This is a genomic window from Pedobacter riviphilus (assembly GCF_014692875.1).
GTDB lineage: Bacteria > Bacteroidota > Bacteroidia > Sphingobacteriales > Sphingobacteriaceae > Pedobacter > Pedobacter riviphilus.
This window is the reverse complement of the sequence record NZ_CP061171.1, coordinates 3,576,254-3,597,801: the sequence shown is the minus strand read 5'-3', so window position 1 is coordinate 3,597,801 and position 21,548 is coordinate 3,576,254. Positions and strand designations below refer to the sequence as shown.

Below are 21,548 nucleotides of genomic sequence, written 5' to 3'. Positions count from 1 at the left end.
ACAACGTAAAGAAATTTTACTTTATAAAATATCGTTACCTTTTGGCCATTACTGAACAACTAATTTTAATGAAAAGAATATTTCAAGTTTTAATCCTACTAGTTTTAGCCGCTCCGGCCTTCGCTCAAATACGTCCACAAGGTCAGGCACCGGTAACCCCTTCTTTAAAGGTTGGTGGCTTAGATCTCGATTATTTTAGTCCAAAAGAATATATCATTGGCGGTACCACAGTAACCGGAACCCAATATTTAGATAAAGAAGTATTAATTACCTTGTCTAAATTAGCTAAAGGTGATAAAATCGTTCTTCCCGGCGAGGCAACTTCTGATGCAATTAAAACGTTGTGGGCACAGGGCTTGTTTGATGATGTTAAACTTAACATCGAAAAAATTGTTCAGGATTCTGTTTATTTTGAAATTGAAGTAGTAGAACGCCCACGTTTAAGTTCTATCGATTTAAAAGGTATTCGCAAATCTGAAAAAACTGCCATTCAAGAAAAGTTAAATGATAAAACAGGTAAAATCGTAAACGATAACTTGTACAATACCACCTCGGCTATTGTTAAAAAATACTTATTGGATAAGGGCTTTTTCTTTACCCAGATCGAGTACAAAACACGTAAAGATCCGAATGCAGAAAACAGTGTGGTATTAGAAGCTAATATAGATAAAGGTCACCGTGTTAAAGTACAGCATATCGATTTTACCGGAAACAAAGATTTCAAATCAGCAAAACTGAGAAAATACCTTAAAAACCCTAAACAGTTTGCATGGTGGCGTTTTTGGGGCTCAGGAAAATTCGCGAAAGAGAAATACGAAGAGAATAAGGTAAAAATGATTGCTAAAATGCACGAGAAAGGTTATCGTGATGCAGAATTACTGAAAGATACCATTTACCAATATAACAAGAAAAAGGTTAACATTAGAATGGACCTTTACGAAGGTAAAAAGTATTATTTTGGTAATATTACCTGGGCAGGTAATGCCATTTATCCGGATAGTATTTTGCAAAAAGTATTAACCATCGAAAAAGGTGATGTTTTTAGCGAAGAGAAATTAAATAAAAAATTAAACGGTGGTGGCGAAAACGGTGGCGACATTAACAGTATGTATACCGATAACGGATATTTAACTTTTAATATCGATCCGGTACAGACCAAAATTTATGGCGATACTGTTGATGTGGAATTGCGCATGTACGAAGGACCACAGTATACCAACAACCGCATTACGTTAAAAGGTAACACAATTACGAACGATAAGGTTGTTTTACGTGAGATCCGCACTAAACCAGGACAGAAATTTAATAAAAGTGATCTAATTCGTACCATTCGCGAAATTGGTCAATTAGGTAATTTCGATGAGTCTAAAACTGTACCTACACCTCGTCCTAACCCGGCAGATGGTACTGTAGATATTGAATATGCAGTAGAAGAGAAACCTTCAGATCAGATTGAGCTATCAGGTGGTTTGGTGGTGGCCGTATCATTGGTACATTAGGTTTAACTTTCAATAACTTCTCATTACGTAACTTATTTAATCTAAAAGCTTACAAACCATTGCCAAAAGGAGATGGGCAAAAATTAAGCTTACGTGGACAGACGAATGGTAAATATTACCAATCATATAGTTTCTCATTCTCACAACCTTGGTTTGGTGGCGAGAAACCGGTAAGTTTTGGGGTGAGTGCATTTACCTCATTACAATCTAATGGATTAAGTTCTGATAATGCCCAGTTCCAAAAAATACGTTTAAATGGTGTAACGGTTAGCTTGGGTAGAAGATTAAACTGGCCAGATAACTATTTTCAGTTAAGCCATGCGGTTAACCTGCAACAATATATCTTAAATAATTATTCAGGATATTTATTTAGTACTGGTACTTCTTATAACTTAAACTTATCACAAGAGATTAGCCGCGATTCAAGAGATTCGCCTATTTTTCCTAAATCGGGATCGTTCTTACGTTTCACTATTCAGGCAACGCCACCATATTCACTGTTTAACAAGGTGAATTATGCAACAGCATCTGATAAAGAAAAATACCGTTTTACAGAATATCATAAATGGAAATTCGATTCACAATGGTATCAACGTGTTGTAGGTAACCTGGTAATTAAAGCACAAGCACAGTTCGGTTTCTTGGGCCAATACAATAAAGCAGTTGGTCAATCAGCATTCGAGCGTTTCAAACTAGGTGGTGATGGTATGCAAGGATTCGATTTCTTACAAGGATCTGAGTTAATTGCAATGCGTGGTTATTCTAATAATACGGTAATTCCGGTAGGTTCTAATCCAAATGTGGCACAACAGTCTGGTAGCCCAATTTATACTAAATATGTATTGGAAGCACGTTATCCGGTTATTGCAAGTCAACAAGCTACTGCATTTGTTTTGGCCTTTGCAGAAGGTGGTAATACCTGGAACAGGTTTAGTGATTTTAATCCTTTCAACATTAGAAGATCAGTTGGTGTTGGTGCAAGGATCTTCCTTCCTATATTTGGTTTGTTGGGTATTGATTACGGATATGGCTTTGATGCTATTCCTGGTTTACCAAGCGCGAACAAAGGTCAGTTCCATTTTAGTATCGCACAACAATTAGGTGGATTTTAATTGATAAAGAACAAAAAATTAACTAATTATGCAATAAATCATTGCAATAAGAGTTTAAACAAAGCTTAGGTTATTAACTATATCATTAACACACACACAAAATGAAGAAATATCTTTTTATCGCATTCCTACTTTGCACTTCTTTTGGTGCCTTTGCACAGAAGTTTGCTTATGTAGACACGGAGTATATTTTGAAGCATTTACCAGAATATAAATCGGCATTAACTCAATTAGACGTTGCCTCTAAACAGTGGCAACAACAAGTAGATCAGAATTTTTCTGAAATAGACAGGATGTACAAAGCTTATCAGGCCGATCAGGTTTTGTTAACTGATGATATGCGCAAACGCCGTGAAAACGAAATTATAGAAAAAGAAAAACAGGCTAAAGAATTTCAACGTTCTAAGTTTGGACCAGATGGAGATCTTTTTCAAAGCAGGGTAAAATTAATTAAACCTATTCAGGATAAAGTAGCCGAGGCGATTAAACAGATTGCAAAATCTAAATATTTAGACTTCATTTTCGACAAGAGCAGTGAAGCAACAATGATGATTTATGCAAGTAGCAGTTACGATGTTAGTAATGATGTAATTGTAAAATTAGGTTATAAACCGGGGACTGTAAATAATTAGTATATTCGCCCCTGATTTTTGAAGAAAAACAATTAGAAAAAAATAAAAAAGTAAAATAAAACGATGAGAAAGTTAATTAACGTATTCTTTGTAGCAGCAGGTTTATTGTTTACAGCGAATATGGCAAATGCACAACAAAAATTGGGTCACATTAATTCTGAGGAGGTATTTGCAAATTTACCAGAAGCTAAAACCGCTCAAACCACTTTAGAAACATTAGGTAAACAAAAGCAAGCAGATATTGATGCAATGATCAAAGAATATCAAAGTAAAATGGCTGCTGCAGAAGCTAAACAAAAAACTTTAAGCGAGGCTAATAAAGAAACAGTGGGTAAAGAATTACAAGCTGCAGGTCAAGAATTACAGGATTTAGAAAAACGCATTACTGATGCGCGCACTAAAGCTTCACAAGATATAGGTACTAAACAAGGTGAATTATTCCAACCAATCCAAGCTAAAGTTGCAACCGCAATTTCTGCTGTAGCTAAAGAAAAAGGTTTAGCTTACGTTTTCGATATCGCAAACGGACAGGGTGGTAACAATTTAGTATTCTGGGATGGTGGTGATGATATTACTGCTGCAGTTAAATCTAAATTAGGTATTACAGCAACCGCTGCAAAAACAGCTGCTCCTAAGAAATAGTCTTTATCAATCTATAGTCTTGAGTTATACGGCTCAAGCCATAAAAAGATACTGCGGAATTAAGTCTAACTTAGTTCCGCTTTTTTGTTTACGCAGTTTCGTCATGCTGATCCGATAGCCATCGGATTTATTTCAGCATCTTTAATGTCTCATTTTCCTGTGGGTAATATCCTGAAACAAGTTTAGGAAGGCGATCATTTTAACATTTCAACTAATATTCCTACATTTCAACTTTCCAACATCAAAGGCATGCAAAACTCTTCGCCAATAGGCATTTTCGATTCAGGTTATGGTGGGTTAACGGTTTTCCGTTCTATTGCTGATAAATTGCCCGATTACAATTATATCTATTTAGGCGATAATGCCCGTTCGCCCTATGGCGATCATTCTTTTGATACCATTTATAAATATACTTTAGAATGCGTAGAATGGCTTTTTGCTAAAGGATGCCATTTGGTTATCCTGGCATGCAACACCGCATCTGCGAAAGCACTTAGAACCATCCAGCAAATAGATCTTCCTGCTAAATATCCCGATAGGAGAGTATTGGGGGTAATTAGGCCTACTGCAGAGGTTATTGACAGATATACCAGCACAAAACAAGTTGGCGTAATGGGAACCAGGGGAACGGTTAATTCTCAATCTTATCTTTTAGAGATCAATAAATTTTTTCCTGAAATTAAAGTTTACCAGCAAAGCTGCCCAATGTGGGTTCCACTGATCGAAAACAACGAACACTTACAGCCTGGCGCAGACTTTTTTATAAGTGAGTATTGCGATCAATTACTTAACCAATCGGCAGATATCGATTGTGTACTATTGGCTTGCACGCATTATCCCTTGTTAATGCCTAAACTGAAGAAAGTATTTCCAGATCATATAAGCGTTTTAACGCAAGGCGAGATTGTAGCCAATAGTTTAGCTGATTATTTAAAGAGACACCCTGAAATGGAACAAAAGTTAGGTAAGCAGGGAGAGAAATCTTTTTATACTAGTGGCGATCCAATTGCTTTTGATGAACATGCCTCCGTTTTTTTTGGAGAGTCGCTGAAATCTAATAAGCTATGAGGGATATGAATTGTTAAATTGCCAGATTGTTTTGATTGTTGACGGCCAATTGCCAGCTAAAATAGGTTAACTGCAAATTGCTAACTGGCAACCCATGTCTGTTTAGCACTTTTCATTAAGATGAAATGTTAACGGATTGAAGATGTTCTTTAGCAAATCTATGCTTGTTTAAAACAGGGAGGAATGTATTGCAAGGCCATTCTTGAACAGGTGCGCTTCGTACTTGCTGGCGGGCAGCATCGGCCCTGGCATACCGAAGAAAGGCCCAAAGCAGCCCCTGGCTTTACCTTTTAGGTAACCAAAAGGTAAAGAATAGGTAAGCCTGGGGTAAGCCTGGGGTAAGCCTGGGGTAACCCTGGGGTTAACTTGGTAGCAAGAAAGGGTAAACAAAGGGTAAAGGAATTTTGCGCTTTTTTTGGATCTTTTTAATAACTTATCGTTTTTAGCTATTTTTGAATAATTCTAAATGGTTAAATTGTATGATTCCAAATTAACTCCGTTGTGACAAAAGAAAGTATTTTTCTTTAGGTTGTAACAAGTTAAAAGGATAACTTTGCGGCTTCAAACCCACACAATGAGTGATCAGATAAAACACGAATGCGGAATCGCTTTTATTCGCCTGTTAAAACCACTTTCTTACTACCAGCAAAAGTACGGTACAGCACTTTACGGCCTTAACAAATTATACCTTTTAATGGAAAAACAGCATAACCGGGGCCAGGATGGCGCAGGTATTGCCACCATTAAATTGGATATGAAACCGGGCAGTAGGTACATTAGCCGATACCGGAGCATGGCATCTAATGCGGTAGCCGATATTTTCGAATATGTGCAGAACAAATTTGTTGATATCCAAGAAAACACTCCTGAATTAATGCAGGATACAGAATGGCTCAAAAACAACGTAAGCTTTATCGGCGAGGTGTTAATGGGCCATTTGCGTTATGGTACGCATGGTAAAAACAGTATCGAAAATTGCCACCCTTTTTTAAGGCAAAATAATTGGATGACACGTAACCTGGTTATTGCAGGTAACTTTAACATGACGAATGTTGATGAGTTACTGGAACAATTATACGAGTTAGGTCAACACCCAAAAGAAAAAGCAGATACGGTTACAGTATTAGAAAAAATCGGTCACTTTTTAGATGATGAGAACCAGGAGCTTTTCGATCAGTATAAAAAAGAAGGGCATGATAACGTTGCTATTACACACAAAATATCTGATAATTTAGATATTGCCAATATCCTTCGCCGCTCGGCCAAAACCTGGGATGGTGGTTATTCTATCTGTGGTATGGTTGGTAATGGCGACTCGTTTATTATGCGCGATCCGGCAGGTATCCGTCCGGCATATTATTATTATGATGATGAGATCGTTGTAGCGGCCTCTGAAAGACCAGCTTTGCAAACTGCATTTAATATTCAGTTTAAAGATGTTAAAGAGATCGATCCGGGCCATGCTTTAATTATCAAGAAAAATGGTGAGGTAAGCATGGAGCAATTCCGCGAGCCTACCGAAAGGTTATCTTGCTCTTTCGAGCGTATCTATTTCTCAAAAGGAAGTGATGTAGAGATTTACCGCGAACGCAAGCAGTTAGGCCGTTTATTGAGTGATAAAATTCTTCAGGCCGTTAATTACGATTTAAAAAATACAGTATTCTCATTTATTCCAAATACGGCAGAAGTGGCGTTTTTCGGAATGGTTGATGGTGTTCAGCAATATGTACGCAGGCACCAGAAAGATATACTTTTACATAAAAAAGAATCGCTAACAGATCAACAGCTTGAAGACCTGTTGTCTTTAGCACCACGTGTAGAAAAGCTGGCTGTTAAAGATGTAAAGCTAAGAACTTTCATCACCCAGGATGCTGATCGTAGCGAAATGGTGGCACACGTTTACGATACTACTTATGGTATTATCAATAACCACCAGGATACTTTAGTAGCACTTGATGATTCGATTGTACGTGGTACTACCTTAAAGCAGAGTATCATTAAAATTGTTGACCGTTTACATCCGAAGAAAATTATTATTGTTTCTTCTGCACCTCAGATCCGTTACCCTGATTGTTATGGTATCGATATGAGTAGGATGGGACAGTTCGTGGCTTTCGATGCGGCTATTCAACTGTTAACAGAGCGCGGTATGTGGCAGGTAATAGAAGATGTTTACACGAAATGTAAAGCTTCGTTACTTTTACCAAAAGAGGAAATTGTAAACCACGTTAAGGAAATTTATAAACCATTTACTCCAGAAGAAATTTCGGCTAAAATAGCACAGATTATTACACCAAAAGGTACTGTTGCTGAGGTTGAAGTCATTTATCAAAGTTTAGAGAACCTGCATGAAGCTTGTCCGAAAAACAAAGGTGACTGGTATTTCTCAGGAAATTATCCCACCCCAGGTGGAAACAAAGTGGTTAATAAAGCTTTTGTTAACTGGAAAGAAGGAAATAACCAAAGGGCTTATTAGGCCCATACCCCCTAAAGGGTACTTGAATAACAAATAGCTCATATTTATATGGGCTATTTTTTTGCGCTCATTTTCTGCCAGGGTGACCGTAAGATCGAGTACGATCTTCCCTAATCTAAACCTGACATTCGCGGAAAGCCCGGAACCCGATCTTTTATCGGGTGAGGAATGCAGCATTGGCAGGACTAGCGTTTAATAGGAGCAGTGCTGTTGCTTTCCAAAAAATAATATTAACCTCAAAGGTACAGCGTACATCAGACATTAATGTACTGAGTCTGTTCAATTTTTATGCGTAAAACTTCAGGTAGGTTTTAATAATGAGCCAGAAGGCGAAAAAGATAATCACTACCCCGGCTATTTTATTGAGTTTCTTCAGTGCATCTTCTTTTATTTTATAACGGAGTTTACTGGAGTAAAAGCTCTTTGCTCCATCGATGCTTAATTGAGTAGCCATGGCGATAAAAAAGCAAACTAATTTTTCGTTCAGCATATTGTTCAATTTAACCGAAATGATCCCACTTACAATAATCCAGAACATGAGGGTAGAAGGAGTGAGGATGCACATTAAAAAACCTTTGAGTACATAACCCCGTTTACTCACTTTTTGAAGCGTGGTGCTATCGTAATGTACGGTAATTTTAGAAAGCAGGTAATAAATACCCACTGCAAGCAGAAATACACCGCCAATGCTGCCAACGTATTTATCAAATTCGGCTTTATAATCAACAAACTGGCTACCAAAAAGAACCAGGCCAATTAAGATCACATCACTAATAATTACGCCAATAGCTAAAGAAAACCCAGCTTTGAAGCCCCTTTCTATGCTAGTTTTGATCATTGCAAAAAATACCGGCCCAGTTAAAAACGACGAAATAATCCCTGCTCCTATACCGAGTAATATGGCTTCAAACATGCATTGTATTGTTTATAATATGCGAATATGCAACTTTATACCTAAACATATAACATTTATTTTTGTTGCATAGGTTGCATAAAATTACTGGTTTTCATTTTTTTTTATTTATGTTTAGAGCCACTAAAACTAAATTTAAAAAATGAGTTCAGAACAAACACAAACCAAATGGGGGCAATTTATTCCTTTGGTCACGGTATTCTTTTTCTGGGGCTTTGTGGCCGCCAGTAATGATATTTTAATACCGGTATTTAAGCAGGCCTTTAATTTAACTCAATTTCAAAGCCAGTTGGTATCATTTGCATTTTACATTGCATATACGGTTGGCGCTTTAATTTATAATGGCATTTCGGTAGTAATGGGCCAGGATATTGTAAATAAATTAGGCTACAAAAACTCTTTAGCTTTGGGGCTTGTTATTTCGGCAGCCGGAACGCTTTTGTTTTACCCGGCAGCAAATCTGCACTCATTTCCGTTAATGTTATCTGGCTTGTTTATTGTTGCCCTGGGTTTCTCTTTACAACAAACTGTTGCAAATCCTTTAGCTATTGCCTTGGGGCCAATTAAAACTGGTTCACAACGTTTAACACTTGCAGGTGGTATTAATAATTTTGGTACAACCATTGGTCCACTATTGGTAAACTTCGCTATTTTTGGTGTTGCTACAAGCGCTACTACCAATGTGAGCATCGAAAGTGTAAAAATTCCATATTTAATATTAGGAGTAGCCTTTCTTTTAGTAGCTGTATTTTTAAAAATGTCGTCTTTGCCTGATCGACCTACTTTAGTAGAAGCTTCAGCAAATGATACTAAATCGATTAAGGGATCTGCTTTGAATTACCCGCAGTTGGTACTGGGAATGATTGCTATTTTTCTATATGTTGGTGTAGAGGTATCTACTGCCAGTAATTTACCCGCATATATGGAAGAGAAATTAGGATTTGCCATTAAAGATATTGCTCCATATGTTTCTTTATATTGGGCTAGTTTAATGATTGGTCGTTGGACAGGGGCGGTAGAAGCTTTTACTGAAGATATGACCTTACAAAAGATATTGAGATTTGTAGCACCTTATTTAGCTTTTGGTGTTTTCTTAGTTGCAAATGCTATCGCTAAACACGATTTAACACCATTTTATGTATATGCAGCAGTAATAGTTGTATTAATTGGTGCCGATATGGCCAGTAAAGGAAACCCGGCGCGCATGCTATTAATTTTTTCGGTAATGGGCATTATAGCCTTATTTATTGGTATGTTTACTACAGGTATGACTAGTGTTTACGCGTTTACTAGCGTGGGTTTATTCTGCAGTACATTGTGGCCATGTATTTTTACTTTGGCTGTTAGTGGCTTAGGTAAACACACCAGTCAGGGAAGTAGTTTTTTAATTATGATGATTATGGGCGGTGGTATTGTGAGTTTAGCGCAAGGATACCTTTCAAAGTTTACAGGTATCCAATACAGTTACTTAGTTGGGGTGCTGTGTTTTGCATACCTTGCATTTTATGCAATTAAAGGAAGTGCCATTTTGAAGACACAGGGAATTAATTTTGATGAGAAAATTTCTGGTGGACATTAATTTTTAATAAAGTAATTTTACAGCCACAGAGATTTAGTTCTTTGTGGCTTTTTTAATTTTTATAATGACAGATAAACCAAGTTTCGACTCGATATTTATGAACCTGGCCACCGATTTGGCTGCCCGCTCACATTGTGTGCGTGCCCATGTAGGTGCAGTGTTAACAAAAGATACGCGCATAATTTCTATCGGTTACAATGGTCCGCCGGCCGGTACCCACAACTGTGACGAGGAATGGCCAGAGCATGGCTGTGCCCGCGATAGTAAAGGAAGTTGTTCTTTGGCTTTACATGCTGAGGAAAATGCCATACTGTATGCCTCAAAAAATGGATCGAGGATAGAAGGATGTACTTTATACACCACCTTGTCGCCTTGTATTGCCTGTGCCCGTTTAATTTTATCTTCAGGAATCAAACTGGTATACTATTCTAAATCTTATGCAGCTTACAAAGGTTTGCCTAGCGACGAAGGCGTAGATTTTTTAAGAAAATTTGGTGTCGAGGTGGTTTTGATAGAATCGTAGAGGTTCATTAGTTTACTTGTCATCGGTTCATTGGTGAATAGTGTGGTGCCTTACAAAGTTTCACAGAGGGAAAGCAGGGGAGAGCTTCGCAAGTTTAAGAGTAAGGGGCCGCTAATTCATAAACGAAAAAAATACATGATTGATAAGGTTAAATAGTTTTCGTACTTTACCTAAATGAATAAGGTTTTTTTAATTGTAGGTGTAGGAATCGTTTTCGGTTATTGGAAGAGAAATGAAATCATCAATTATTTTGTTTCTAAAAAATCTAAAAATGGTAAAAAAAGAAAAATAGGTCTACTTGATGGAAAAGCTCAAGTGATTTTCAGAGGAGATTTTGCCATGACTGATGAGGAACTACTTGGTCTAATTTAGCTTATAACTCGTAATGCTTGATCGAATAATTGATATTAAGATGGATGCTCGTTTCCTTGAGTTATCTCCCCATATTTGACTTTGGACTCCTGACTGCCAGCTTCGGACTTTTTCCGCTAAAAATCTCAAATCTCCGGCTTCAAATCTCATATCTAATTGGTACCTTTGCGGATGCAAGAAAAAATCATTATCGTCGATTTTGGTTCGCAATTTACACAACTCATCGCTCGTAGGGTTCGCGAATTAAATATTTACTGTGAAATATATCCATACAACAATCTTCCTGAGGTTACACCTGACGTAAAAGGGGTTATTTTTTCGGGTAGTCCTTATTCTGTCCGTCAGGAAGATGCACCTCAAATCGATTTATCGAAATACCATTTAAAATATCCATTATTGGCTGTTTGTTATGGTGCACAATATATTGCCCAACATTCGGGTGGTGCGGTTCAGCCATCTTCAACACGCGAGTACGGCCGTGCTAATTTGAATTTTGTAAACCAGGAGAACAAATTATTTAAAGGCATAAACATCGACTCGCAAGTTTGGATGAGCCATGGCGATACCATTACCGATATTCCTGAAAACTTTGAATTGATTGCCAGTACCGATAGTGTAAAAGTAGCAGCATATCACATCAAAGATTCTGATACTTATGCGATCCAATTTCACCCTGAGGTAACGCACAGTATTGATGGAAAAATCCTTTTAGAAAACTTCTTGGTTGATATCTGCGGATGTAGCCAGGACTGGACTTCTGCTGCTTTTGTTGAAACTACAATTGCCGATATTAAAGCTACTGTAGGTAACGATAAAGTTGTTCTGGCGCTTTCAGGTGGTGTTGATAGTAGCGTAGCTGCAGTGCTTTTGCATAAAGCTATTGGCACAAACCTACACTGTATATTTGTTGATAACGGTTTATTGCGTAAAAACGAATATGAAAGTGTTTTAGAGCAATACAAAGATTTTGGCTTAAATATTAAAGGCGTTGATGCTAAAGACAAATTCTTGGGTCAGTTGGCTGGAGTAGAAGATCCAGAAACAAAACGTAAAATTATTGGCCGTGTGTTTATCGAAGTTTTCGATGAAGAATCTCACCTTATTCAAGATGTAAAGTGGTTGGCCCAAGGTACAATTTACCCAGATATTATTGAGTCGGTTTCGGTTAAAGGTCCATCTGCAACTATTAAATCGCACCATAATGTGGGCGGTTTGCCAGATTTCATGAAACTTAAAGTAGTAGAACCACTTAAAACTTTGTTTAAAGATGAAGTAAGAAGAGTAGGTACCACTTTAGGTTTAGAATCGTTTATTTTAGGCCGTCATCCATTTCCAGGACCAGGTTTAGGTATCCGCATTATTGGAGAGGTTACCCCAGAAAAGGTAGCCATTTTACAAGATGCCGATAAAATTTATATAGACAATTTAAAAGAAGCAGGCCTTTATGATAAAGTATGGCAGGCAGGCGCTATCTTCTTACCCGTGAGATCTGTTGGGGTAATGGGCGATGAACGTACTTACGAAAATGTAATTGCACTAAGAGCTGTAGAATCGCTTGATGGAATGACGGCAGATTGGTGCCACCTACCTTATCCGGTATTGGCTAAAATCTCAAACGAAATCATCAATAAAGTTAAAGGCATCAATAGAGTCGTATACGATATCAGCTCTAAACCACCTGCAACTATTGAGTGGGAATAGTTGTTTAGTTTTGAGTTGGGAGTTTTCAGTTTGGAGTTTTCAGTCCAAACTGCATAAAATAAATGTGATGCTAGCAAGGTGGAATAACCTTTGCTAGCATATTTTGTTAAAAATGATAGGTATGAATTTCAAGAAGGTTTATGGATTGCTGGTTTTGTTTGCGGTAGTTTTGGGTGCTTGTTCGCCTAAAATCAGGACACCCAAGCCCGAAGCCGGTAAACCTGTTGAAAAAGAAAAGCCAGCAGATAAAAAGCCTATCAAAAAGTTTTCGCAGGCAAGTATTTCTCTGCTCGTTCCCTTTAAATTGGATGAACTGAATTTAAAAACAGCCACAAAAGCCGATATCGAGAAATATGCCATGCCTATTGATTTCTATCAGGGTTTTAAATTGGGATTGGATTCTGCAGCGGCCCAGGGCTTAAATTTTAAACTGAATGTTTTCGATACGCAAGATGATAATGCACATATATCGCTCCTGTACAAAAATGAGCGGTTTAAACAAAGCAATTTAATTATTGGCCCCGTTTTTCCTGATGGATTAAAGTTTATCGCCAATTATGCCAAAGAAAATAATGCAATTATTGTATCTCCTCTGGCCGCTTCCGAACCTGCTGAATTTAATAATCCAAATCTGGTGTCCATTGTAAATAATATTGGCTTGCATGGAAAAAAGATAGCTACATATATTGCTAAAAATTATAATCCTGCTAATACCATAGTGGTGTTGATTAACCCTAAGAAAACAGAAGACGAACAGTTTGCAGCACCGATAAGGAACTATTTTCAAAGCAATACCAAGTTTGTGGTACAGGAGTACGCTTCGGCCTATGCTTTTGAAACAAAAATGATCAAAGGTAAAGAGTATGTAGTGGTGCTTACCTCATCTGACAGGGCTTTTGTATTGCCAACAGTAGAAAAACTGTATAAATTAAAGCATTTACCTACAGGTGGTTATAGTATTAATCTGTTTGGCCATCCTCACTGGGTAAAACAGAATTATCCTACCGATAAATTACAGGATCTGAATACGATTATCAGCTCTTCTTATAAAATAGACTACAAAAGCAGCGCAGTTATTGCCTTTGTTAAAAAATATCGCTACAGATACGGATTTGAGCCTGGAGAATATGCTTTTAAGGGCTTTGATGTTGGCTACTACTTCGGTAAACTGTTAACCACATACGGAGAGGATTATAGAGATTATCTGATAAAAGATAAATATAAAGGTCTTCATAATAACTTTTCATTTATCCATGATGAAAAATTAGGCTATATTAACACCAGTTTAATGTTATTGAAGTTTAAAAACTTTGCGTTAAACATAGTTGAGTAATTCTATATTTATTTTTCTTCCATTTTAATTATTGCATGAGAGCAGATCATCAATTAAGAGCCTTTGAACAGATTTTGAATAATTATGATGGAAGTTTGCCCTTACATCGTTTTTTACCGACCTATTTTAAGCAACATAAACAAATGGGATCATCTGATAGGAGATGGGCCACGCGTCATATATATAGCTTTTTTAGATTAGGTAAGGCTTTATCAGGGCTTCCACAGGAAGAACGTTTGAGTATTGCCGATTTCTTGTGCCACGATACGCTTAGCCTTATTGTGGAGAAAAATTTGCCGGAACTAAAAGAAAGCATTACGCTGCAGCTTGAAGAAAAAATATCCATTATCAAAACGAAGTATCCGGATTTTAATTTTCAGGAGATATATCCGTTTCATGCAAATCTATCTGATGGATTAGACCGGGAGGCATTTTATACCTCATTCTTCAAACAGCCCGATCTGTTTATTAGGGTAGGAGCCGACGAATCTGCAAGCATCATCTCCAAATTAGAAGATGAAAAAATTGAGGTTAAAGCTATTTCTCCAACTGCTTTAGCCTTGCCCAATGGAACCAGGCTCGAAACTGTTTTAAAAGAAGGCAGTTACCAGGTTCAGGATTTATCTTCTCAGCATACGGGCCATTATTTTAAACCTAACAAATGGGATAAATGGTGGGACTGCTGTGCGGCATCAGGTGGAAAAACATTGCTTTTGCACAGTTTGGAGCCTGTTATCGAGCTTTTGGTTTCCGATCTGAGAGAAAGTATACTCTTAAATCTAGATGAACGTTTCCGCTTAGCCGGGATCAAAAAATACCATAAAAAAGAGCTAGATCTTTTACAGAACAACGATCAGGTTTTACACCACTATCAATTTGATGGGATCATTTTGGATGCGCCTTGTACAGGTTCCGGAACATGGGGCAGAACACCCGAAATGCTTACGTTTTTTGAGGAACGGAAAATCAATCAATTTGCAAACATCCAAAGGGGGATCGTCCAAAATATTGTAAAATATTTAAAGCCTGGTAAGCCTTTAATTTATATTACCTGCTCCGCCTTTGCCGAAGAAAACGAAGCCATTGTGCAGCATATGATTGAGCAGTTGCCGCTAGAGCTGGAAAAAATGGAACTGATTAAAGGTTATGAAAATAACGCCGATACGATGTTTGTAGCGAGGTTGATTAAAAAAGGTCAGGAATAGCCAAGATTAAGGGATTCTGCGATTTTAAGATCAAGTGACTTATTAACCTGAGTTCGATTAATTTTTATTTATAACGATCATTTTTTAACGTGCTTTCTCAAAGCGATCGTCATGCTGAACTTGTTTTACAAGTAGAAGTAGTGTTTTCAATGGTCTTGTAGCTACTACGTGGTCAGCATTTTTCCTGTAAAATAGATCTCGAAATAAATTTACTTCGCAGCTTTCCGCTACGCTACAGGTCAGGGTGACGTCGATATAATGTAACGCTACGTATGTTCAAACCAAGATTTGAAATTCTTTTTAAAGTATTTTACCGCTTCGATTAAAACGGCTATTGCTCCGATAATTAAGGTATATTCTTCAAAGCTGTTCATGATGTAAGCTTTATGTTTAGATGAATATACGGAATTATTGTTACAAGCTAAATTGGAGGATTGTCATTTAGAAACGTTACTTCTCTCGATTAATCGTCATGCTGCATTTATTTCAGCATCTTTCTTGCAGATAGACCCAGAAATAAATCCAGGGTGATGAATCGTTGAAATGGTACTTTAAAGCCCTGTATTATTTCTGAATAATTTAATTGCTATTGCCAATAAAATTACCCCAAAGGCTTTACGTAAGATGTTTAAACCAGATTTTCCGAAAAGTTTTTCCAGTCTGTTGGTATTTTTCAATACAAAGTAAACGAACAACATATTAAGTATAATGCCCACTAAAATATTCTGGGTATGGTATTCTGTTTTTAATGATAGCAAAGTTGTCATTGTACCTGCTCCGGCAATTAAAGGAAAGGCTAATGGAACAATAGAAACCGTTTCTGGTGCTTCTTCTTTAAAAATGGTTAATCCCAATACCATTTCCATGGCAATAAAGAAGATCACAAATGAACCTGCTATGGCAAAAGATTCTACATCTAATCCAATCACTTTCAATAAAGATTCTCCGACAAACAGAAAGAGGATCATTAAGCCCGTAGCCACTAATGATGCTTTTTCTGATTCGATATGGCCAGCTTTTCTACGCAATTCGATCACAACGGGAATAGCGCCCAAAATATCGATAATAGCAAAGAGTACCATCGTTGTCGATAGGATCTGGCTTAAGTTGAACGTCATAAAATCGAATTTCATAGCGGCGCAATTTTAAGCAAAGGTAGTGGAATTTGTATCAATTCCTCAATTGTACAGTTATTTATTAGAAATAGAACTGTGTTCTTAAAGTAAGCACATTGTCTTTTCTGTCAACTGTATAGCCCTGAATTTGAGTCGATTCGTTTTTAATAATATCGTAATAAAGCACCGCTTTAAAATGTGGGTTAAAGTGGTGTAAAAAACCAAATCCAAAGGTGTCGAAACGCACATCAGCCGGAGAAAGCCCTTTATCGCTAGAAATATCCATGCCTTTTACTTTAGCATTCGGATCGTACCAGTCATATTTTAAAATTAGCTGGTTATCTGTACTGTTTAAGGTTTGTACAAAGGTAAAGTAGGCACCATTAAAAGTACGTGTATAAAAAGGCAAGGCCACGGCCTTATTATCAACAGGGTAAGAGCCAGGTGTGGTTGATGTGGTTGAGGTACCTGTTTGTAAGCCCGATATTACTTCTGCCCTAAACTCTGATTTCCAGCTTTTGGTTTTGGTAGCCAGTTGTATATCCGCACCATAATATCTTCTTGGGGCCACTTTGTTTATGGTAGCTGTAGATGAATCTTTAACCATTTTCCATGTATCATTTATTTGCTCCATCTTATAGCTCACAGGCAAGCGGTGATCTAAGCCTCCCTGAAGCGTACTTATCCCACCTGCAATGGTAAAGTTTTTAAATGCATAAGTTTTATGGCTTAACCTTAAAATATAATCCTTGCTGTTATCGAATTCTCCGTTACCAGCTAAGCCCTGACCATTATAAACACCAAAATCGAGTACAAAATTTTTGAGTTTGGCATCTTTCCAGCGTGGGTTTAAAGTAAAGGTTACACCCAGATCACGTTCTGTTTTCATTAAAATCTGCGACATTCGACCACGTTCAGGTGCTTCCCTTACTGATGATGACAGTTGGAGCTCATTACCAAAGGGACGGCCCGAAAGACCAAGAGTTACTGCCAATATTTTCCATTTATTCTCGTAATAACGTCCCCAGAAATCCCGGATCGCTACACCTTGTTCTGTACCATCAAACTGAAGTACGAAGTAGGTAGAGGGAGCACCATCTTCCGTTAACATCATGTAATCTGCCCTCAAACGGCCTCTTCTTAACCTGAACCTGTTATTGGTAAAATCGCCAAAATTTCCACCCTGAAACTCAGCCTGCGTACCTTTCGATTGCGCCAATTGGAACTGTGGCTGTAAATAACCACTGAAAGATAATGAACCATATTTCTTCGAGATAATGAGCAAATGGTTTACTGTTGTGGAATCCATTACATCATTAATTGTTCTTTGTGCGTATCCTGCAGCAGAAATGAATAACAAAACAATAGTTAGGGAGAAATAAACGCGCTTAAATTTGGCTGGATGGCGGTACATGTTATCAATTTTTTGCAAAGGTAGTTTTATTAACAATTATTTAACATAAAAAAAGCCCCGACTTTTGGTCGAGGCTTAATTTTTTTTAAATATTCGGCTTATTTAGAATCTTTTAAATGAGAATGCTGTTTGCTGTATCCAAAATAGATAATAAAGCCTAAAGCTAACCAGCCAAATAACCTTAACCAGTTTGTCCAGCCTAAACCAAGGATCATTAATCCGCAGGTAATTACACCTAAAATTGGGATTAAAGGTACCCAAGGTGTCTTGAATTGACGTGGAAGATCAGGATCAGTTTTTCTTAAAATAATTACTGCGATACAAACCAGCATAAAGGCAAATAAAGTACCAATACTGGTCATATCACCCACTACATCACCAGGGATGAAAGCTGCAAATAAACCTACGATTACCAAAATTACTAGGTTGGCTTTGTAAGGTGTTTTGAATTTAGGGTGTAAATCGCTGAACATTTTTGGTAATAAACCATCTTTACTCATGGAGTAAAATACACGGCTCTGGCCCAATAACATTACCAAAATTACGGAAGAAAAACCTGCTAAAATAGCTACGGTAACCAATTTAGCTAACCAGCCATAACCTGTCATGTATTCGCTAATTGCAGCCACAACCGATGCTTCACCACCTTTAGTTCTAAAGAACTCAACTGGAGCGATACCGGTTAAAACGTGTGCAAATAAGATGTATAAAACAGTACACACAGCTAATGAACCTAAGATACCAATTGGCATTGCTGTTTTAGGGTTTTTAGTTTCCTGTGCTGCAGTACTTACAGCATCAAAACCGATGAAGGCAAAGAATACTGTTCCGGCCGCACCGAGAACACCCCAGAAACCACCAAAACTATGGCTGATGCCTGCATGATCTACATAAGTAGTTGCTTTTGGAATATATGGATGGTGATTGGCTTCATGAATAAAGCCCCAACCTAAAACAATGATTAAGATTACAATACTTACTTTAGTAATTACGATCAGACCGTTTACAAAAGCAGATTCTGAAGTTCCTTTAATTAAAAGTAAGCTCAATAAGCCTACAATAAATAATGCAGGAAGGTTGATAATTCCATTTACGGTACCATCTGGATGCGACTGGAAAGGTGAGTGGCACCACTCGTAAGGTATGGGCGAGGTATGCAATACTTCGACCAGTAATTTATTTAAGTATTCGCTCCAGGCAATACCTACTGTTGCAGCCCCAACAGCATATTCTAACACTAAATCCCAGCCAATTATCCAGGCCATAAACTCGCCCATAGTGGCATAAGTGTAAGTGTAAGCACTACCGGAGATCGGAATAGATGATGATAGTTCTGCGTAGCATAAACCGGCTAATGCACAACCAATTGCGGCTATAATAAAGCCAATGGTAACAGATGGCCCAGCATTTTGTGCTGCTGCTGCTGCTGTTCTAACAAATAAACCAGCACCAATAATTGCGCCCACACCTAATGCCACTAATGCACCAGCACTAAGTGTACGCTTTAAGCCTTTGGCTGAATCTCCCGCTTCTTCTAGCAGTAAATGCATCGGCTTCTTAGTAAATAAACCCATATTTTAGTTTTTGTTTAGATTATTTCAGCCTCAAACGTAATTAAAAATTACGGAAAAGTAAAAGGGATTTTGGTTAAAAATCCCTTTTACTTTTATTATATCTATGATTTTACAACTAAAACTTTAATGTATCGGTTGTATTTGTTAAAGTGTCGGTAATTGTATGTCCCAAACTATCGGTTTTTTGCTCAATTCTGATTTCTTTCCGAACTTCTTGCTTATGTTCGCTTGCAATTGCCTTAACTGCGATGTACGGAGCAATAACTAGTGAAACAATAGACATTAATTTAATCAAAATATTCATCGAAGGGCCTGAAGTATCTTTAAAAGGATCGCCAACGGTATCTCCGGTAACCGAAGCCTTGTGCGGTTCTGATTTTTTGTAAAATGTTTCGCCGTTAATGATTACACCCTGCTCAAAAGATTTTTTGGCATTATCCCAGGCACCCCCCGCATTACTTTGGAAAATTCCCATCAATACACCAGTAACGGTTACTCCAGCCAATAAGCCACCCAAAACTTCTGGCCCAAAGGTAAAGCCTACAATTACCGGGGTAATTAAAGCAATAGCTCCCGGCATCATCATTTCACGGATAGAAGCCTTGGTAGAAATGGCTACACATTTTTCGTATTCAGGTTTAGCTTTGTATTCCATAATGCCCGGGATTTCGCGGAACTGGCGGCGAACTTCCTGAACCATATCCATTGCCGCTTTACCCACCGCCTGAATACAAAGTGCAGAAAAGATAAACGGGATCATACCGCCAACAAATAGTCCGGCCAAAACTGGCGCTTTATAAATATCTATCGCATTAATACCCGCAATACCTACAAAAGCTGCAAATAAAGCTAAAGATGTTAAGGCTGCAGATGCAATAGCAAATCCTTTACCGGTTGCTGCGGTTGTATTTCCAACTGCATCTAAATTGTCGGTACGTTCGCGTACCTCTGGCGGCAATTGGCTCATTTCGGCAATGCCGCCTGCATTATCTGCAATTGGTCCGAAAGCATCAATCGCCAGCTGCATAGCTGTTGTAGCCATCATTCCTGCCGCTGCAATAGCCACGCCATATAAACCAGCAAAGTGATAGGAAGCCATAATTCCTCCTGCTAATACCAGGATAGGGATTACGGTAGATTTCATTCCTACAGATAAACCTGCAATAATATTGGTGGCATGGCCAGTTGAAGATTGTTGAATAATCGAGTTTACGGGCCCTTTGCCCATTGCGGTGAAATATTCGGTCACAATACTCATAATGGTGCCCACTACCAAGCCTACTATAATGGCATAAAATACATTGATGCTCGAAAACTCATAACCACGAAGGTTAAGGGTTTCTGGTAGCATCCATTTCACAATAAAGAATGAAGCCACCGCCGTAATCACAATCGACGACCAGTTACCCAGGTTTAACGCATTTTGAACATTTGATTTTTCGTCTTTAATGGTTACAAACCAGGTTCCGATAATCGAAAATATAATGCCCAAACCACAGATTACCATTGGAAGAAGAATAGGAGACATCCCTCCGAAATTATCCTTCACATCAATTTCCTGCCCTAAAACCATAGTAGCTAATATAGTAGCTACGTATGAACCGAACAAATCGGCACCCATACCCGCAACATCACCTACATTATCGCCAACGTTATCGGCTATGGTAGCAGGGTTGCGTACATCATCTTCAGGGATACCAGCCTCAACTTTACCCACTAAATCTGCACCAACATCGGCAGCTTTGGTATAAATACCACCGCCAACACGGGCAAATAAGGCAATAGATTCGGCACCCAAAGAAAATCCGGTTAAAACCTCTATAGCAGTTTTCATTTCAACGCTGTTTACAGATACTACGTTAAAATGCTTTAAAAACACAATGAATAAGCCACCTAAACCCAAAACAGCTAATCCGGCAACACCCAAACCCATTACCGTACCTCCGGTAAATGAAACTTTTAATGCTTGTTTTAAACTTGTTCTGGCCGCTTGTGTGGTTCTAACATTGGCTTTAGTAGCCGATTTCATTCCGATATAACCCGCAGTTGCAGAAAATACCGCTCCTATAATAAAAGAGATAGAGATAATCCAGCTCGAGTGCATCGGAATACCTTTAATTTCAGTAATTGTTCCCGAGTAGGCTAGGAGCGCAGCCGTAAAAACGACAAAAATGCTCAATACCCTCCATTCGGCTTTTAAAAAGGCCATAGCACCATCGGCTATGTAGCCCGCAAGCTCTTGCATATTCTTATCACCTGCATCTTGCTTGTTTACCCAGGCACTTTTAATCATCATAACTATAATCCCCGCAAGGCCCAGAGCCGGGATACAGTAAATTAAATTGTTTTGTAAAAAATCCATAGTTAATAATTGGTTTTATATTTGGTTA

17 protein-coding genes are annotated in these 21,548 nt (G+C 38.0%); 12 read left to right on the top strand and 5 right to left on the bottom strand.

The window, feature by feature from the left end:
- Positions 1-68 precede the first annotated feature (68 nt).
- The 6 genes from H9N25_RS25330 (at position 69) to H9N25_RS14615 (ending at position 7,429) form a co-directional block, all read left to right on the top strand.
- Complete coding sequence (locus tag H9N25_RS25330; RefSeq protein ID WP_330221044.1) at positions 69-1,499, top strand: BamA/OMP85 family outer membrane protein; 1,431 nt, start codon at positions 69-71, stop codon at positions 1,497-1,499.
- 59 nt (positions 1,500-1,558) lie between these two features.
- Positions 1,559-2,611 carry a BamA/OMP85 family outer membrane protein gene (locus H9N25_RS25325; RefSeq protein WP_330221043.1) on the top strand — a complete coding sequence of 351 codons (1,053 nt, stop codon included), beginning with the start codon at positions 1,559-1,561 and terminating at the stop codon, positions 2,609-2,611.
- A gap of 101 nt (positions 2,612-2,712) precedes the next feature.
- A complete protein-coding gene (locus H9N25_RS14630) occupies positions 2,713-3,243 on the top strand; it encodes an OmpH family outer membrane protein (RefSeq protein WP_167296702.1) in 531 nt (176 codons plus the stop codon).
- Between the two features lie 120 nt (positions 3,244-3,363).
- Positions 3,364-3,885 (top strand): OmpH family outer membrane protein, encoded by a 522-nt coding sequence (locus H9N25_RS14625; protein WP_223833393.1) that lies wholly within the window; start codon positions 3,364-3,366, stop codon positions 3,883-3,885.
- Positions 3,886-4,134: 249 nt separating this feature from the next.
- Complete coding sequence (gene murI / locus H9N25_RS14620; RefSeq protein WP_167296700.1) at positions 4,135-4,953, top strand: glutamate racemase; 819 nt, start codon at positions 4,135-4,137, stop codon at positions 4,951-4,953.
- 574 nt (positions 4,954-5,527) lie between these two features.
- Positions 5,528-7,429 (top strand): amidophosphoribosyltransferase, encoded by a 1,902-nt coding sequence (locus tag H9N25_RS14615; RefSeq protein ID WP_167296699.1) that lies wholly within the window; start codon positions 5,528-5,530, stop codon positions 7,427-7,429.
- A 286-nt stretch (positions 7,430-7,715) separates the two neighbouring features.
- On the opposite strand, the gene H9N25_RS14610 is transcribed toward H9N25_RS14615, so the two are convergent.
- Positions 7,716-8,342: a LysE family translocator gene (locus H9N25_RS14610; protein ID WP_167296698.1), complete on the bottom strand. Its 627-nt coding sequence runs from the start codon at positions 8,340-8,342 to the stop codon at positions 7,716-7,718.
- A gap of 142 nt (positions 8,343-8,484) precedes the next feature.
- On the opposite strand from H9N25_RS14610, the gene H9N25_RS14605 reads away from it, so the two are divergent.
- The 6 genes from H9N25_RS14605 to H9N25_RS14580 all read left to right on the top strand — a co-directional run bounded on the left by H9N25_RS14605 (position 8,485) and on the right by H9N25_RS14580 (position 15,055).
- Positions 8,485-9,921, top strand: a complete 1,437-nt coding sequence (locus tag H9N25_RS14605; RefSeq protein WP_167296697.1) for an MFS transporter — start codon at positions 8,485-8,487, stop codon at positions 9,919-9,921.
- Positions 9,922-9,985: 64 nt separating this feature from the next.
- On the top strand, positions 9,986-10,444 hold the full coding sequence (locus tag H9N25_RS14600) for a deoxycytidylate deaminase (protein WP_190326380.1): 459 nt from the start codon (positions 9,986-9,988) through the stop codon (positions 10,442-10,444).
- Between the two features lie 174 nt (positions 10,445-10,618).
- Complete coding sequence (locus tag H9N25_RS14595; RefSeq protein ID WP_167296696.1) at positions 10,619-10,816, top strand: prevent-host-death protein; 198 nt, start codon at positions 10,619-10,621, stop codon at positions 10,814-10,816.
- Positions 10,817-10,987: 171 nt separating this feature from the next.
- The gene (guaA, locus tag H9N25_RS14590) at positions 10,988-12,517 is read left to right on the top strand and encodes a glutamine-hydrolyzing GMP synthase (RefSeq protein ID WP_190326379.1); all 1,530 of its coding nucleotides are present in this window, start codon (positions 10,988-10,990) and stop codon (positions 12,515-12,517) included.
- A 121-nt stretch (positions 12,518-12,638) separates the two neighbouring features.
- Positions 12,639-13,850 carry an ABC transporter substrate-binding protein gene (locus H9N25_RS14585; protein WP_190326378.1) on the top strand — a complete coding sequence of 404 codons (1,212 nt, stop codon included), beginning with the start codon at positions 12,639-12,641 and terminating at the stop codon, positions 13,848-13,850.
- A gap of 35 nt (positions 13,851-13,885) precedes the next feature.
- A complete protein-coding gene (locus tag H9N25_RS14580) occupies positions 13,886-15,055 on the top strand; it encodes an RsmB/NOP family class I SAM-dependent RNA methyltransferase (protein WP_190326377.1) in 1,170 nt (389 codons plus the stop codon).
- 551 nt (positions 15,056-15,606) lie between these two features.
- Here H9N25_RS14580 and H9N25_RS14575 read toward each other — a convergent pair.
- From H9N25_RS14575 to H9N25_RS14560, 4 genes are all read right to left on the bottom strand, one after another.
- Positions 15,607-16,173, bottom strand: coding sequence for a MarC family protein (locus H9N25_RS14575; protein WP_029274105.1), 567 nt, complete (start codon positions 16,171-16,173; stop codon positions 15,607-15,609).
- A 79-nt stretch (positions 16,174-16,252) separates the two neighbouring features.
- Complete coding sequence (locus tag H9N25_RS14570; protein ID WP_190326376.1) at positions 16,253-17,584, bottom strand: porin; 1,332 nt, start codon at positions 17,582-17,584, stop codon at positions 16,253-16,255.
- Positions 17,585-17,682: 98 nt separating this feature from the next.
- Positions 17,683-19,158 (bottom strand): amino acid permease, encoded by a 1,476-nt coding sequence (locus tag H9N25_RS14565; protein ID WP_167296691.1) that lies wholly within the window; start codon positions 19,156-19,158, stop codon positions 17,683-17,685.
- 115 nt (positions 19,159-19,273) lie between these two features.
- Positions 19,274-21,520, bottom strand: coding sequence for a sodium-translocating pyrophosphatase (locus H9N25_RS14560; protein WP_169502865.1), 2,247 nt, complete (start codon positions 21,518-21,520; stop codon positions 19,274-19,276).
- Positions 21,521-21,548: the final 28 nt, after the last annotated feature.